The following is a 14,541-nucleotide window of genomic DNA, read 5'->3' on the forward strand; positions in this document are numbered from 1 at the left end:
CGTATGAAAGTCATGAATTGCCCGCTGAACGGGCCGCGCAACATCACCGAATTCACCTACGGCGGCGAATTCAAGGACATGCCTGATCCGACCACCTGCAGCGATGCGCAATGGGCACATTACGTGTTCAACAGCGAAAACGCCGCTGGCGTGGTCCGTGAGTGGTGGATGCACAACGCATCCAGCTACTGGTTCCTGGCCGAACGTCATACCGTCACCGATGAAATCCTGCGTACCTTCGATGCCCGGGAAGTCTACAACCAGCGCGTCGAGTTCAGCCCTGCGGAGCACAGCAATGAGCCAGCCTGATACCCCATTTGAAAGCCGCTTGCCGTTGCCCATGGGCTTGCTGATTGATCGTCAACGTCCGCTGGCGTTCAACTTCGACGGCAAGGCCTATTCCGGTTTTGCCGGCGACAGCATCGCCAGCGCCCTGCTTGGCAATGGTCGTTATTTGCTCTCACGCTCGTTCAAATATCACCGCCCACGCGGGCCGTTGACCATGGCCGGGCAAGACGCCAACACCCTGGTGCAACTACCAGACGAGCCCAACGTGCTGGCCGATACCCATTGGCTGCAAGCCGGTATCGAGGTTAGCGGGCAAAACTACAGCGGTACGTTGGACAACGACCGCGATGCGCTGCTGGGCAAGTTCTCACGGTTCATGCCGGTGGGGTTTTATTACCGTTCGTTCTACAAGCCGAAGGGCATGTGGAAAATCTGGGAGCCACTGATTCGCAAGAAAGCCGGGCTGGGCATCCTTAACCTGGACTTCAAACCCGAGTACTACGACAAGGCTTATCTGTTCATCGATCTGGCCGTGGTCGGTGCCGGTCCCGCCGGTTTGCAGGCAGCACTGACCGCCGCCAATGCCGGGGCCAAGGTCTTGTTGATCGAACAACAGCGTCTGCTGGGCGGCGCGCTGACCTATGCGCGCTTCGACGTCCAGGGCGCGCAGGCCGATGAAGTGCGCCAAGCACTGGTGGATGCGGTCAGCCAGCATGCCAACATCCAGATTCTCACCGAAGCCACATGTAATGGCTGGTTCACTGACAACTACCTGCCGGTGATCAAGGGCAAGCGCATGTACAAAGTGCGCGCCAGCCAATGCATCATTGCCTCTGGCGCCTTTGACCAGCCGGTGATTTTCCGCAACAACGACCTGCCCGGTGTGATGCTGTGCAGCGCGGCCCAGCGCCTGATGAAGCTTTACGCGGTCAAGCCCGGCAAGCGTGCAGTGGTCCTGACCGGCAATGACGACGGTTATCGCACCGCCCTGGACCTGGTGGAACAAGGTGTCGACGTCGCCGCCGTGGTCGACATGCGCAACGGCGCCGACGATGCGCGCCTGGCTGCGGAGCTCAAACGCCTGGGCATCACCGTGCACCTGCAACACACGGTGTATGAAGCCTTGCACAGCAAGGGCATGCGCCACATCAACGGCGTCGACATTCGCCGCATCACAGCCCGTGGCGAAGTCGCCCAGGACAGCCTGCAAGTCGATTGCGACCTGCTGTGCATGACCGCCGGTTACATGCCGGTCTATCAACTGGCGTGTCAGGCAGGCGGTAAATTGGCGTACGCCGACCCTTCGGCCGAGTTCGCCATCACTGGCCTGCCGAAAAACCTGGCCATTGCAGGCTCGGTGAACGGCTGTCACCTGCTGGAAAACGTACTCAAGGACGGCGCGAAAGTCGGTGCACAAGCGGCCGCCGCACTGGGGCTGTCAACGGACTATCAGGAGCAGACCCTAAGCCCGGAACAACGGGTCAACTTCGACTGGCCGATCTTTCCCCACCCGAGTGGCAAGGAGTTCGTCGACTTCGATGAAGACCTGCAAATCCGCGACATCATCAACGCCACGCGTCACGGCTACCGCGACGTGCAGTTGGTCAAACGTTTCTCCACGGTGGGCATGGGGCCGTCCCAAGGCCGTCATTCCGCCTTGCCAACGGCACGACTGGTTGCCGCCAGTACCCAGCGCACTGTCAGCGAAACCGGGGTCACCACGGCGCGTCCGCCCTTCGAAGCGGAAAAACTGGCGCACATCGCCGGGCGCAACTTTGACCCGATTCGCCGCACAGCGATTCATAACCGCCACCTGCAAGCGGGCGCGAAAATGATGCCGGCAGGCAACTGGCAGCGTCCGGCCTATTACGGCTTCAAGGATGAAAAAGGTCAGCCAGCGACACGTGAACGTTGCATGCAGGAAGAAGCCCTGCACGTGCGCCAAAGCGTCGGACTGATCGACGTCTCTACCCTTGGCGGCCTGGATATTCGTGGCCCGGATGCCGCCGAACTGCTGGAACGGATGTACACCTTCGCCTTCGCCAAACAACCCATCGGCCGTACTCGTTACGCGTTGATGACCAATGAACACGGGGTAGTGATCGACGACGGCGTCTGCGCTCGGCTGGCCGATCAGCATTTTTATGTCACGGCCACCACCAGCGGTGTCGACCGGATCTATCAGTCGATGCTCAAGTGGAACGTGCAATGGCGTCTGAACGTCGATATCGCCAACGTCACTGCCGCCATCGCGGCGGTCAACCTGGCCGGGCCCGATTCGCGCAAAGTGCTGGAGAAGCTGTGCGTCGATATCGACCTGTCGCCTGACGCCTTCCCCTATTTGGGCGTACGTCAGGGCACCGTGGCCGGGATCGCGGCGCGGGTCATGCGTGTCGGTTTCGTCGGTGAGTTGGGTTATGAAATCCATGTGCAGGCACGTTATGCAGAATACCTGTGGGACACGCTGATGGAAGCGGGTCAGGCACACGGCATTCGCCCGTTCGGCGTCGAAGCCCAACGTTTGCTGCGTCTGGAAAAGGGCCACGTGATCATCAGTCAGGACACCGATGGCATGACCCATCCGGCAGAGATCGACATGGGCTGGGCGATCTCCCGGAAGAAACCGTTTTTCGTCGGGCGCCGCTCGGTGGACATCCTCGAAGCGCAACCGCTCAAACGCAAACTGGTCGGCTTCAGCCTGCCGAAAGGCAGCAGCCAGCCACTGGAAGGTCATCTGGTGCTCAAGGGACCGGACATCAGCGGCAACGTCACCTCCTGCGAGTACTCGCCGACGCTGGGCATGATCATCGGTCTGGCGTATGCCGCCGTCGATCAAAGCATTCCCGGCCAGCAGATTCCGATTCGGGTGGAAGGCGGTGAAATGGTCCAGGCCACGGTGGTCAAACTGCCGTTCTTCGATGTCGACAGCAAACGCCAGGAGTTGTAAGCATGGTCACTCTTAATGCCACGGACTTTCGCGAGCGCAGCCCGCTGTACCCTCTGCAGGCCAACGCCCGACTCGCACGCCTGGGTGACAGCCTGATCGTCAGCCACTATGCCGACCAGGACGAAACCGCACAGCTGGGCCGCTGTGCCCTGCTCGATCTGAGCAACCTGGCGCGGGTCGGTTTTCGTGGGGTCGACGCTGCTGCGCATCTGCATGCAGAACAATTCGATCTGCCGACCACACCCAATCGCTGTGTGTTGCAGGATGATGGCAGCAATGTCGCCCGCCTTTCGCAGACCGAGTATTTCCTGCTGGGCAGCTTTCAGGATGCCGGGGCTCGGCTGCAAAAGCTCGAAGGCCAGTGGCAGCTCTCCGAAAAAGGCTGCTATTTGCTGCCGCGCCAGGACAGCCACGCGTGGCTGGTGTTGACCGGCGAACACATCAGCTCAGTGATGGCCAAGGTCTGCGGCGTCGATCTGCGCCAACAGGCGTTCGCGCCGGGTGCAGTGGCGCAAACCTCGGTGGCGCGGATGAGCGCGATCGTCATCAATGGCTCGCAACCGGACTTGCCGCTGTTTCACATCCTGTGTGATAGAGCCTCGGCGTACTACTTGTGGGGCGCGTTACTGGATGCCATGCAGGAGTTTGGGGGCAAGCCAGTTGGGGTGGATGCGTTGTTGGCGTAGGCCATGAGCGCAAAATAATTCTCCTACAGAGGATCGCATCCTCTGTAGGAGATATCGCCCCGTCTGCGACGCCGCGCTGTCGCGCAGCAAACTGGGTCCCTGTAGGAGCTGCCGAAGGCTGCGATAGGCCGGGGTCGCGGGCGACCGGCACGACCTTCAGCGGTCTCAAGAAAGCGACCGGTTCCGTCGGACGCGACCCCGGGGTGATCGCAGCCTTCGGCAGCTCCTATGGATTTATAATCGCCGCTGACACCCAGGAGACGCTGTGAACAGCATCGAAGAACCCACGCAAGACAGCGATTATCGTGTTCCGGCGTTACAGCGCGGGCTGTGGATTTTGCAACTGTTCAGCAGCGCCGAACGGGTGCTGAGCATGAACGACATCGCCGAACGCCTGGCGGTCAGCGTGTCGTCGATCTACCGCATCGTGCAGACGCTCAATGGCATGGGTTACCTGAAGAAGGTCGCAAAGAACACCTATGAACTCGGCCCGCAGGTGATCGCCAACGGCTTCACCTACCTGGCCAGCCGTGACCTGGTGGACGTTGCGATCCCCTACCTCAACACCCTGCGCGATCGCAGCTCGCTGTCGTGTCACCTGGCTGTGCGCGAGCAGACCGACAGCGTCTATATCTACCGCGCATTCGCGTCCCAACGGTTGTCGGTCAACGTGCCCATCGGGACGCGGATTGCCTGTCACTGCACGGCAATGGGCCGGGTGCTGCTCAGCGACTTGAGCGAAGCCACGCTGATCAGCCTGTATCAGCACGTGCGACTGGACGATTACCCGGCACCCGCACCCAAAACCTTGCCCGAATTGCAACAAATCGCCGAGCAGGATCGGCAACTGGGCTGGGTGCTGCACCGCTCCGACTACTCCACGGCCATCGCCACCAGCATTCGTGATCACCGGGGCGCCGTGGTCGCGGCCATCAACCTCTCCGGGCCAGACGCGATCATGGACAACCCGGAAAATCGCGAACGTTTCAAGAACATGCTGCTCGATTGTGCCCGCCTGATCTCCACCGAGATGGGTTTCACCGCCTGACGTTCAGAGCAGGCTCTTTGCAACCTGCTCGATGTAGTCAAACACCTCAGGTTGAACCGAGTGCTGATACTGCTTGCGGCGGTTTTTGGAAACGACCCTGCCAGTTAAAAACTGTTACCTATGTGCTTGAACTGAATTGTTACCTATGTGGGTGAGTCATACCGGCAAGCGTTTTGGGGTACCTTTTTGTGGTCCGGCACTCCGGCGCTTGTAAAAGGTTCCTCGCTGTAAGAGCGAAACCGTAATTCCAGCACACCCAAATGCCGGATATACACATCAAGACCAGCGCCAACACATTGTTTTTAAAAGATTAAAAATCAGTTTGATAGGAGGCCCCGCCCGGTCTTCGACGCTGCGCTATCGCGCAGCAAACTGGGTTGCGATTTGTGGGTTGTAATCGGTGGTGGTGTGTCAGATAAGACGCCTTCGCGAATAAATTCGCTCCCACACGGATCTTGATTTGTTTCTAAAGTGTTGTGTGAATTGAGTATCAAATTACGGCAAGGCCCCTTTTCCAGGAGGCCGAGCGCAGGCGTTGCGCAGGGGGCCAGGGATGGCCCCTTGCGGCGACCCCCGGAGCAACGCCGGAGTGAGGGAAATCCGAGCCTAGGCGAGGATCCGTATGGAGGGGCAAGCCTTTTGGCGGGACCTTTTTGGTGTTTGAAAAAGGTTCCTCGCTGTAAGAGCGAAACCATAATTCCAGCAACCACACATGCCGGATATACACCCATATCCAAGCGCCAACACATTGTTTTTAAAAGATTAAAAGTCTGTTTGATAGGAGCGGACGCTTCACAGGGAAGACTTTCAAGCTCAGGACCTGCCCCCGGTGTCAGGATAGTTGTCGCCTTTGCGGATTGTCCTGAAAAGTCATATCGGGGGCGGAAAGAGATCGACCGTGGCGTATTATTCAAACGAACGCAGAGCCGCATTACTCAAGATGTTGCTACCTCCGCTTAACCTGTCGATGGCCGAGGTTTCCCGGCGCGAAGGTGTGAGCGAAATGTCTTTGTACAACTGGCGCAAGCAGGTCAGTTCAAAAGGAAGCGCAGTGCCCGAAAACAAGCAATTGGCCCAGAACTGGTCAGCCGAAAAGAAGTTTGCTGTTGTCCTTGAGGCCGCCGGTTTGTCCGAGATCGACCTGGGAGAGTATTGCCGACGCAAAGGCCTTTACCCAGAGCAAATCCTCGCCTGGCGACAAGCCTTCATCAGCGGTCAGAAGACGGACAAAATCCAGCAGGCAGGTGAGCGTGAAGAGGCTCGCAAAGACAAGAAACGGATCAAGGAGCTTGAGCGAGAGCTGCTGCGTAAAGACAGGGCATTGGCCGAAACAGCGGCGTTGTTAGTACTGCGAAAAAAGCTCAATGCCTACTGGGGGCTCGACAACGAGGACAACTAACATCCTTGCCAGACCGGCACTTGCTTGTGGCTTGGCTGGGTGATGCCGTTGCCGAGGGAGCCAGAAAAGTCAGGGCCTGCAACGAAATAGGTCTGTCGCTGCGCACGCTGCAACGATGGACGTTTGGGGAGCACGTTCAAGCCGATGCTCGAACAACCAGCTTACGGCCTGTACCGCGTAACGCCCTGAGCGACCTTGAGCGGCGAGCCATTTTGGCGCTGTGCAGCAGCCCTGAATACGCTCATCTGCCACCTAGCCAGATCGTTCCGCGCTTGGCTGATCAGGATCGTTATCTGGCGTCGGAGGCGACCTTTTACCGGGTGCTGCGCGCGGCCGGTCAACAGCAACACCGGGGGCGCAGCCAACGGCCCAAGCGACATGCCGCGCCCACGACCCATGCTGCCAAGGCCGCGAATCAGGTCTGGTCATGGGACATCACGTACTTGCCGTCGCCGATCCGAGGCAAGTATTACTACCTTTACCTGATCGAGGATATTTACAGCCGCAAGGCCGTGGGCTGGGAAGTTTACGAGGAAGAAAGTGGTGAGAAAGCGGCTGCTCTGCTGCAACGCAGCGTCATCGGCGAGCGGTGTTTGGACGAGCCGCTGGTGTTGCACTCGGACAACGGCGCCCCGATGAAGTCGGTGACGCTGTTGAGCAAGATGTATGACTTGGGCATCACGCCTTCGCGCGGTCGTCCACGGGTGAGCAACGACAACCCTTACTCGGAGTCGCTGTTTCGAACGTTGAAATACTGTCCGCAATGGCCGCAGAACGGCTTTGCCAGTTTGGACGCCGCACGGGTGTGGGTGAGAGACTTTATACGGTGGTACAACAACGAACACCGCCACAGCCGAATCCGCTTCGTCACGCCGGCGCAACGGCATCAAGGACAGGATCACCAGATCCTGGCCAGGCGACATGAGCTGTACGAGCGAGCCAAGAATAAAACACCGGAGCGCTGGTCGGGTCAGACACGCAACTGGGAGCCGATAGGTACTGTGATGTTGAACCCGGATCGAGAGGAAGCGTTAGAGAAACAAGCGGCATAGTTAGACGCTGGCGCGACAACTACCTTGAAAAACGCCGCCTGGGCCAGGTAGGCGTAACCCACGCACGTCATACTCATCGAAATGTCCTGTTTGAGCCTGGATTTTCTTAACAGAGCCCAGATTATTTTAAAAACCGGCCTGCCCGCCCAAAAAATCTTAACGACATACAAGAATTTCCACCAACCCTTTATCGTCCCGTCACCGATTTCAGTAATCACACTTTGCGTGACTCGCTGACCTCTGCATACCGAGCGCCTGCATTACCCATCCTTACCCGGCGCAACGCCTCGCGCCCTACCTTCCGTCGCCTGCCCTTTTCATGAACATGCAGCAGGGGCTTGCATAGCCAATATTATGGTATACCATCATACAGCAATGCATTCCTCCTCCCTCTTTTCTGGAGCCGCTCATGAGTTTTGAAATTCGCAAGATCGTCAGCTACATCGAAGAAACCTTCATCGAGGGCGGTAAAGCCACCGACACCCCAGTGACAATGGTGGGTCTGGCTGTTGTCATGAAGAACCCATGGTCGGGCCGTGGCTTTGTCGAGGATTTGAAACCGGAAATTCGCGCCAATTGTTCCGATCTCGGCGCACTGATGGTCGAGCGTCTGATTGCCACCATCGGCGGTGCAGACAAGATCGAAGCCTACGGCAAAGCGGCGGTGGTCGGCGCCGATGGCGAAATCGAGCACGCCTCTGCGGTGATCCACACCCTGCGTTTTGGCAACCATTACCGCGAAGCAGTCAACGCCAAGAGCTACTTGAGCTTCACCAACAAGCGCGGTGGCCCAGGTACTTCGATCCAGGTTCCGATGATGCATAAAGACGACGAAGGTCTGCGTTCGCACTACATCACCCTGGAAATGAAAATCGAAGACGCCCCACGTGCCGATGAGATCGTGGTTGTCCTCGGTTGCGCCAACGGGGGTCGTCTGCACCCACGCATCGGCAATCGTTACATCGATCTGGAAGAGCTGGCTGCAGAAAAAGCCCAGTAACCCATAAGATTTGCAGGAGCGATCCATGATTCGGATCACCGCTGAACATACCCCGGCCGGCACCAGTTATCTGGCGACCGGCCAAGGCCAACCCGTGGTACTGATCCATGGCGTGGGCCTGAATAAAGAGATGTGGGGCGGCCAGATCGTTGGTCTCGCTCCGCACTACCGCGTCATTGCCTATGACATGCTCGGGCACGGCGCCAGCCCGCGCCCGGAACCGGGCACCGGGTTGCTGGGCTATGCCGATCAGCTACTGGAATTGCTCGACCATTTGCAGCTGCCGCAGGCCACTGTGATCGGCTTCTCCATGGGTGGACTGGTGGCTCGCGCCTTCGCCTTGCACCACCCGGAGCACCTGCTGGGGCTGGTGGTGCTCAACAGCGTATTCAACCGCAGCGCCGAACAGCGTGCTGGGGTCAACGAGCGAACGAGTCAAGCCGCCGAGCATGGCCCGGATGCGAACGCCGAGGCTGCGCTGTCACGCTGGTTCAGCCGTGAATACCAGGCCGCCAATCCGGCACAGATCGCCGCGATCCGCCAGACGTTGGCCAATAATGACCCGCAGGGTTATCTGACTACGTATGAATTGTTCGCCACCCAGGACATGTACCGCGCCGAGGACCTGGGCAGCATTCAGGTGCCGACCCTGATCGCAACCGGCGCGCTGGACCCCGGTTCGACACCGGAAATGGCCCGACAACTGGCCGAACGGATCCCCGGCGCGCAAGTGGCGGTCCTCGACGAGCAACGGCATATGATGCTGGTAGAGTCGCCGCGACTGGTCAACCAGATGCTGCTGGACTTTCTCGCCACCGCACAAACCCGACAACACCCAACACAGGGGATCGTTGCATGACGCTCGCACGTTTCCAGATGTGCATCGACGGCCAATGGGTCGATGCGCTCTCCGGCAAGACCTTCGAAAGCTTCAACCCGGCGCTGGCCCATGCATGGGCCGAGCTTCCCGATGCTGACGAAGCGGATGTCGATCGCGCCGTCCAGGCCGCGCAAAAAGCGTTTGAGAGCCCGGCCTGGCGCGGCCTGACCGCCACCGCTCGCGGCAAACTGTTGCGCCGTCTTGGCGATCTGATCGCCGAAAACAAAGAGCAACTGGCGCAATTGGAAAGTCGCGACAACGGCAAGCTGATCCGCGAGACCCGGGGTCAGGTCAATTATTTGCCCGAGTTTTTCCACTACACCGCAGGCCTGGCTGACAAGCTCGAAGGCGGCACCCTGCCGTTGGACAAGCCCGACCTGTTTGCCTACACCGTGCACGAACCGATGGGCGTGGTGGCCGGGATCATCCCCTGGAACAGCCCGCTGTACCTGACCGCAATCAAGCTGGCGCCGGCGCTGGCGGCGGGCAACACCATCGTGCTCAAGCCCTCCGAGCACGCGTCCGCAACGGTTCTCGAACTGGCGCGCCTGGCCCTTGAAGCGGGTATTCCGCCCGGTGTGGTCAACGTCGTTACCGGCTATGGCCCCAGCACCGGAGCGGCCCTGACCCGCCACCCCCTGGTGCGCAAGATCGCCTTTACCGGCGGCGCCGCCACGGCCCGTCATGTGGTGCGCAGCAGTGCCGAGAACTTTGCCAGGTTGTCGCTGGAACTGGGCGGCAAATCACCGAACATAATCTTCGCCGACGCCGACCTGGACAGCGCGATCAACGGTGCCATCGCCGGTATCTATGCCGCTTCCGGGCAGAGCTGCGTGTCTGGTTCGCGCCTGTTGGTGCAGGACGAAATCTACGACGAATTCGTCGAGCGCCTGGTTGAACGGGCCAAGCGCATCCGTATCGGCAATCCGCAGGACGACGCCAGCGAGATGGGCCCGATGGCCACCGCTCAGCAATTGGCCGTCGTCGAAGGCCTGGTGGCCGACGCCATCGCCGAGGGCGCTCATCTGCGTCTAGGTGGCAAGCGTCCACAGATGGACAGCGACGGCTGGTATTACGAGCCGACCCTGTTCGAATGTGACCGCAATTCGATGAAGATCATGCAGGAAGAAGTCTTCGGCCCGGTTGCGTCAGTGATCCGTTTCAAGGACGAGGCCGAGGCGCTGGCCATTGCCAACGATTCGCAGTTTGGTCTCGCCGCAGGCATCTGGACCCGCGATCTGGGCCGCGCTCACCGCATGGCGCGGGATGTGCGCTCCGGGATCATCTGGGTCAACACCTACCGCGCTGTTTCGGCCATGGCGCCCATCGGCGGATTCAAGAACAGCGGTTACGGTCGCGAGAGCGGCATCGATTCGGTGCTGGCCTATACCGAACTGAAAACCGTGTGGATCAACCTATCGTCGGCACCGATGCCCGACCCCTTTGTCATGCGTTGAGGTGACCTGAAATGATCGAACCTGGCATTTACAAGGAGGTCATGGCCTCCTTCCCTTCCGGGGTCACCGTGGTCACCACGCTGGACCCAGAAGGCGGCATCGTCGGCATCACGGCCAGCGCCTTCAGTGCGCTGTCGATTGACCCGGCCCTGGTGCTGTTTTGCCCCAACTACGCCTCAGATACGTACCCGATCCTGCGCGACAGCAAACGCTTCGCCATTCATTTGCTGTCGGCCGACCAACAGGCGGTGGCCTATGCCTTCGCCGGTAAAGGCAAGGACAAAGCCAAAGGCATCGAGTGGCACCTGAGCGAACTCGGCAACCCGCTGTTGGCCAACGCCACTGCGATCATCGAGTGTGAACTGTGGCGCGAATACGATGGCGGCGACCACGCGATCATCGTCGGGGCCGTGAAGAACCTGATCCTGCCTGATCAGCCGGTGACACCGATGATCTATCACCGAGGCAAGCTGGGCCCCCTGCCCACCCTCGCCTGATCGAATGTTTCAGGGCCGCACGCTACCCTTTTCGGTCGCGGCCCCTTTTTATTTCCGGGAGCCGGCATGACCCCAGCAGCCTTGCAACTTTTTCGCCAGCAGGCCTTTATCAATGGCCAATGGTGTGACGCACAAGACGGTACTCGCCACGCCATCTACAACCCGGCCACGGGTGACGTCATCGGTCACGTACCGAACCTCGGCGCCGTGCAGGCGCGCGAGGCCATCGCCGCCGCCAATGCCGCGTGGCCAGCCTGGCGCGCACGCACGGCCAAGGACCGCAGCACGGTGCTCAAGCGCTGGCATGCGTTGATGCTGGAAAACGCCGACGCCCTGGCCGAGATTCTCACTCTGGAACAAGGCAAGCCACTGGCCGAAGCCAAGGGTGAGATCCTCTATGCCGCCAGTTTCATCGAATGGTTCGCTGAAGAAGCCAAACGCATCTATGGCGACACCATTCCCAGCCACAAGGGTGATGCGCGGATCGTCGTCAGTAAGGAGCCAATTGGCGTCGTCGCGGCGATCACTCCGTGGAACTTCCCGGCGGCGATGATCACCCGTAAAGCCGGTCCAGCACTGGCTGCCGGTTGCCCATGCATTGTCAAACCAGCCCCGGAAACACCGTTCTCGGCATTGGCCATGGCCGTGCTGGCGGAACAGGCCGGGATTCCCGCCGGGATTTTCAACGTCATTACGGGCGATGCTATTGCCATCGGCGCCGAGCTGACCAGCAGTCCCGAGGTACGCAAACTGTCCTTCACCGGCTCCACGGCCATTGGCAAGTTGCTGATGGCCCAGTGTGCCTCGACGCTGAAAAAAGTCTCGTTGGAACTGGGCGGTAATGCGCCCTTCATTGTGTTCGACGATGCCGACCTGGAACGCGCGGTCGAAGGCGCCTTGATCGCCAAATTTCGTAACGCCGGACAAACCTGCGTCTGCGTCAACCGCTTCCTGGTGCAGAACGGCATCCACGATGCGTTCGTCGCCCGTCTCGACGAGCGTGTCCGTGAGCTGAACGTCGGCAACGGTTTCGACGCCGGTGTCAGCCAGGGTCCGTTGATCAACGAGCGCGCAGTGGCCAAGGTCGAGGACCATGTGCAGGATGCCCTGGCTAAAGGCGCTCGCCTGGTCTGCGGCGGCGAACGGCACGCACTGGGCCACGGTTTCTTCCAGCCAACGGTGCTCGCGGAGGTAACGAACGAGATGAAAGTCGCCCGTGAGGAAACCTTCGGTCCACTGGCCGCCGTGTTCCGCTTCGACAGCGAAAGCGAGGCCTTGCGCATGGCCAACGATACTGAGTTTGGTCTCGCGGCCTATTGCTACACCCGCGACCTGGGCCGTGCATGGCGCATGAGCGAAGGCCTGGAGTACGGCATGGTCGGGATCAACGAGGGGCTGATTTCCACTGAAGTCGCGCCCTTTGGCGGGATCAAGTCCTCGGGCCTGGGCCGCGAAGGTTCGAAATACGGCATCGACGATTACCTGGAGCTCAAATACACCTTGATGGGGGGGCTTTGAGGGCTTGTCGCTTAAAGAACCCGACATGATAAACTCGGCCATTGTTTTGAATAATGACTGGAGCACTGCAGATCCTGCGATCAAGGTGCTCCTTTTGCATGGACAGCCCCACTCAGAGCGGCCCCAATGAAACGCCTGCCACTTGACGACAGCTTCAAAGTCAATCGCAACCCCATTACCCTGCGCGAAATCGTGCTGGATAAACTGCGAAGCGCCATCATGAACTTCCAGCTTTTGCCGGGAGACCGTCTGGTCGAGCGCGATCTTTGCGAGCGTCTGGGCGTCAGCCGTACGTCGGTTCGTGAAGCCCTGCGCCACCTGGAATCCGAAGGGTTGGTGGAATTCGCCGACGCCAAAGGTCCGAGTGTCGCCATCATCACCCTGGAAGACGCCTGCGATATCTACGAGCTGCGCTGCGTGCTCGAAGGCCTGATCGTCCAGTTGTTCACCCTCAGGGCCAAAGCCAAGGACATTCGTGCCCTGGAAAAAGCCCTCGAGGAGAACCGCAAGTCCCTCAAGGACGGCGAATTGCAGCAAGTCATCGACTCGGTGCAAGGCTTCTACGACGTCCTGCTCGAAGGCTCGGGCAACCACGTTGCGGCGACCCAATTGCGCCAGTTGCAGGCACGCATCAGCTACCTGCGGGCCACCTCCGTGTCCCAGGAAAACCGCCGCGGGGTCAGCAATCTGGAGATGGAACGCATCGTCGAGGCGATCAAGAGCGGCGATCCATTGGCGGCGCATCAGGCTTCGGTCGATCACGTGCGGGCCGCTGCCAAAGTGGCGTTGGACTACCTTAAGTTAAAGCAGAACGAAACCGGCAAAGTGCGTGAAATCGTCTCGCCCATCGCCCTCAAAGAACCGCGCATAGGTCGCTGAACATGCCCAGCCCGCGCTTTTGCCCGCAATGCGGTAGCAGTGATCTCGATCACCGGCAACCGCCTGGCGACACCCATGAGCGCTTGATGTGCAGCGGCTGCGGTTACATTCATTACATCAACCCGAAAATCATTGCCGGCTGCATCATCGAGCAAGACGGCAAGTACCTGCTGTGCCAGCGCGCCATCCCGCCGCGCCCCGGCACCTGGACCCTGCCCGCAGGCTTCATGGAGAGTGGCGAAACCACTGAGCAGGGAGCCCTGCGCGAGGTCTGGGAAGAAACGGGCGTGCACGCGGAAATCGTCTCGCCCTACTCGATCTTCAGCGTGCCGCAGATCAGCGAGGTCTACATCATTTTCCGCGCCATTGCCGTAGAGAGCACTGGGCAATATGGCCCGGAAACCCTCGACTGCCGCTTTTTCGCGCCCGAAGACATCCCTTGGGACAGCATCTACTACCCGGCTATCCGACAAATCCTCGAACGCTATATCGAAGAGCGCCAGGCCGGGGTCTATGGCATCTACATGGGCAACGACGACAGCGGCAAAATTCACTTCATCCGCTGAACCCTCCGGCTAACGCTCAAGGCTCATACCCCTCGACAATGATCACCTCAGCCTTGGCCGCACCCTGGCGGTACTCGCACGCCTGCTGATACTGCTCCGAGCGGTAGCACGCCAACGCCTGCTCATAGGATTCGAACTCGATCACCACGCTGCGTTGCGGCGTCGCCCGGCCCTCCATCGCTTCCGAACGCCCGCCACGGGCCAGCAGTTTGCCGCCAAACAGCGCGAACGCAGCTGGCGCGCGCTGGGTGTATTGCGCGTATTGATCCGTGTTGGTGACATCGACGTGAGCGATCCAGTAAGCCTTCATGGCGACCTCGTTAT

Annotated in this window: 13 protein-coding genes; 12 read left to right on the forward strand and 1 reads right to left on the reverse strand. The window is 59.8% G+C overall.

Annotated elements, in window-relative coordinates; all coding sequences use genetic code 11:
- The first annotated feature begins 3 nt into the window (after positions 1–3).
- From AC1ME2_RS01320 to AC1ME2_RS01375, 12 genes are all read left to right on the forward strand, one after another.
- Positions 4–309 carry a sarcosine oxidase subunit delta gene (locus tag AC1ME2_RS01320; protein ID WP_322179004.1) on the forward strand — a complete coding sequence of 102 codons (306 nt, stop codon included), beginning with the start codon at positions 4–6 and terminating at the stop codon, positions 307–309.
- Positions 296–3,235, forward strand: a complete 2,940-nt coding sequence (locus AC1ME2_RS01325) for a 2Fe-2S iron-sulfur cluster-binding protein (protein WP_480438837.1) — start codon at positions 296–298, stop codon at positions 3,233–3,235. Before AC1ME2_RS01320 ends, AC1ME2_RS01325 begins: the two co-directional genes overlap by 14 nt.
- Positions 3,236–3,237: 2 nt before the next feature.
- Complete coding sequence (locus AC1ME2_RS01330) at positions 3,238–3,921, forward strand: sarcosine oxidase subunit gamma (RefSeq protein ID WP_480438838.1); 684 nt, start codon at positions 3,238–3,240, stop codon at positions 3,919–3,921.
- Between the two features lie 265 nt (positions 3,922–4,186).
- On the forward strand, positions 4,187–4,969 hold the full coding sequence (locus AC1ME2_RS01335) for an IclR family transcriptional regulator (protein WP_480438839.1): 783 nt from the start codon (positions 4,187–4,189) through the stop codon (positions 4,967–4,969).
- An 898-nt stretch (positions 4,970–5,867) separates the two neighbouring features.
- Positions 5,868–7,420 (forward strand): IS3 family transposase gene (locus AC1ME2_RS01340; protein WP_480434858.1). Its coding sequence is split into 2 segments (ribosomal slippage): positions 5,868–6,321 and positions 6,321–7,420, totalling 1,554 coding nucleotides; the frame shifts between segments, so codons are not numbered across the junction.
- 409 nt (positions 7,421–7,829) lie between these two features.
- Positions 7,830–8,420 (forward strand): amino acid synthesis family protein, encoded by a 591-nt coding sequence (locus tag AC1ME2_RS01345; RefSeq protein ID WP_480438841.1) that lies wholly within the window; start codon positions 7,830–7,832, stop codon positions 8,418–8,420.
- Between the two features lie 25 nt (positions 8,421–8,445).
- On the forward strand, positions 8,446–9,279 hold the full coding sequence (locus AC1ME2_RS01350; RefSeq protein WP_480438843.1) for an alpha/beta fold hydrolase: 834 nt from the start codon (positions 8,446–8,448) through the stop codon (positions 9,277–9,279).
- Positions 9,276–10,757 (forward strand): aldehyde dehydrogenase, encoded by a 1,482-nt coding sequence (locus AC1ME2_RS01355; protein WP_480438845.1) that lies wholly within the window; start codon positions 9,276–9,278, stop codon positions 10,755–10,757. Before AC1ME2_RS01350 ends, AC1ME2_RS01355 begins: the two co-directional genes overlap by 4 nt.
- An 11-nt stretch (positions 10,758–10,768) precedes the next feature.
- Positions 10,769–11,254: a flavin reductase family protein gene (locus tag AC1ME2_RS01360; protein ID WP_480438847.1), complete on the forward strand. Its 486-nt coding sequence runs from the start codon at positions 10,769–10,771 to the stop codon at positions 11,252–11,254.
- A gap of 66 nt (positions 11,255–11,320) precedes the next feature.
- Complete coding sequence (locus tag AC1ME2_RS01365; protein ID WP_480438849.1) at positions 11,321–12,772, forward strand: NAD-dependent succinate-semialdehyde dehydrogenase; 1,452 nt, start codon at positions 11,321–11,323, stop codon at positions 12,770–12,772.
- 126 nt (positions 12,773–12,898) lie between these two features.
- Positions 12,899–13,651, forward strand: coding sequence for a GntR family transcriptional regulator (locus AC1ME2_RS01370; RefSeq protein WP_480438851.1), 753 nt, complete (start codon positions 12,899–12,901; stop codon positions 13,649–13,651).
- Positions 13,652–13,653: 2 nt separating this feature from the next.
- Complete coding sequence (locus AC1ME2_RS01375; RefSeq protein ID WP_480438852.1) at positions 13,654–14,217, forward strand: NUDIX hydrolase; 564 nt, start codon at positions 13,654–13,656, stop codon at positions 14,215–14,217.
- Positions 14,218–14,233: 16 nt separating this feature from the next.
- On the opposite strand, the gene AC1ME2_RS01380 is transcribed toward AC1ME2_RS01375, so the two are convergent.
- Positions 14,234–14,527 carry a DUF1330 domain-containing protein gene (locus tag AC1ME2_RS01380; RefSeq protein WP_480438853.1) on the reverse strand — a complete coding sequence of 98 codons (294 nt, stop codon included), beginning with the start codon at positions 14,525–14,527 and terminating at the stop codon, positions 14,234–14,236.
- Positions 14,528–14,541 lie beyond the last annotated feature (14 nt).

It is taken from the genome of Pseudomonas sp. ASL9 (assembly GCF_056680335.1).

What these genes read in the sequence shown, in the direction of transcription:
- AC1ME2_RS01320 (WP_322179004.1), top strand. Translation starts at nt 4, where the DNA reads ATGAAAGTCATGAATTGCCCGCTGAACGGGCCGCGCAACATCACCGAA.
- AC1ME2_RS01325 (WP_480438837.1), top strand. Translation starts at nt 296, where the DNA reads ATGAGCCAGCCTGATACCCCATTTGAAAGCCGCTTGCCGTTGCCCATG.
- AC1ME2_RS01330 (WP_480438838.1), top strand. Translation starts at nt 3,238, where the DNA reads ATGGTCACTCTTAATGCCACGGACTTTCGCGAGCGCAGCCCGCTGTAC.
- AC1ME2_RS01345 (WP_480438841.1), top strand. Translation starts at nt 7,830, where the DNA reads ATGAGTTTTGAAATTCGCAAGATCGTCAGCTACATCGAAGAAACCTTC.
- AC1ME2_RS01350 (WP_480438843.1), top strand. Translation starts at nt 8,446, where the DNA reads ATGATTCGGATCACCGCTGAACATACCCCGGCCGGCACCAGTTATCTG.
- AC1ME2_RS01355 (WP_480438845.1), top strand. Translation starts at nt 9,276, where the DNA reads ATGACGCTCGCACGTTTCCAGATGTGCATCGACGGCCAATGGGTCGAT.
- AC1ME2_RS01360 (WP_480438847.1), top strand. Translation starts at nt 10,769, where the DNA reads ATGATCGAACCTGGCATTTACAAGGAGGTCATGGCCTCCTTCCCTTCC.
- AC1ME2_RS01365 (WP_480438849.1), top strand. Translation starts at nt 11,321, where the DNA reads ATGACCCCAGCAGCCTTGCAACTTTTTCGCCAGCAGGCCTTTATCAAT.
- AC1ME2_RS01370 (WP_480438851.1), top strand. Translation starts at nt 12,899, where the DNA reads ATGAAACGCCTGCCACTTGACGACAGCTTCAAAGTCAATCGCAACCCC.
- AC1ME2_RS01375 (WP_480438852.1), top strand. Translation starts at nt 13,654, where the DNA reads ATGCCCAGCCCGCGCTTTTGCCCGCAATGCGGTAGCAGTGATCTCGAT.
- AC1ME2_RS01380 (WP_480438853.1), bottom strand. Translation starts at nt 14,527, where the DNA reads ATGAAGGCTTACTGGATCGCTCACGTCGATGTCACCAACACGGATCAA.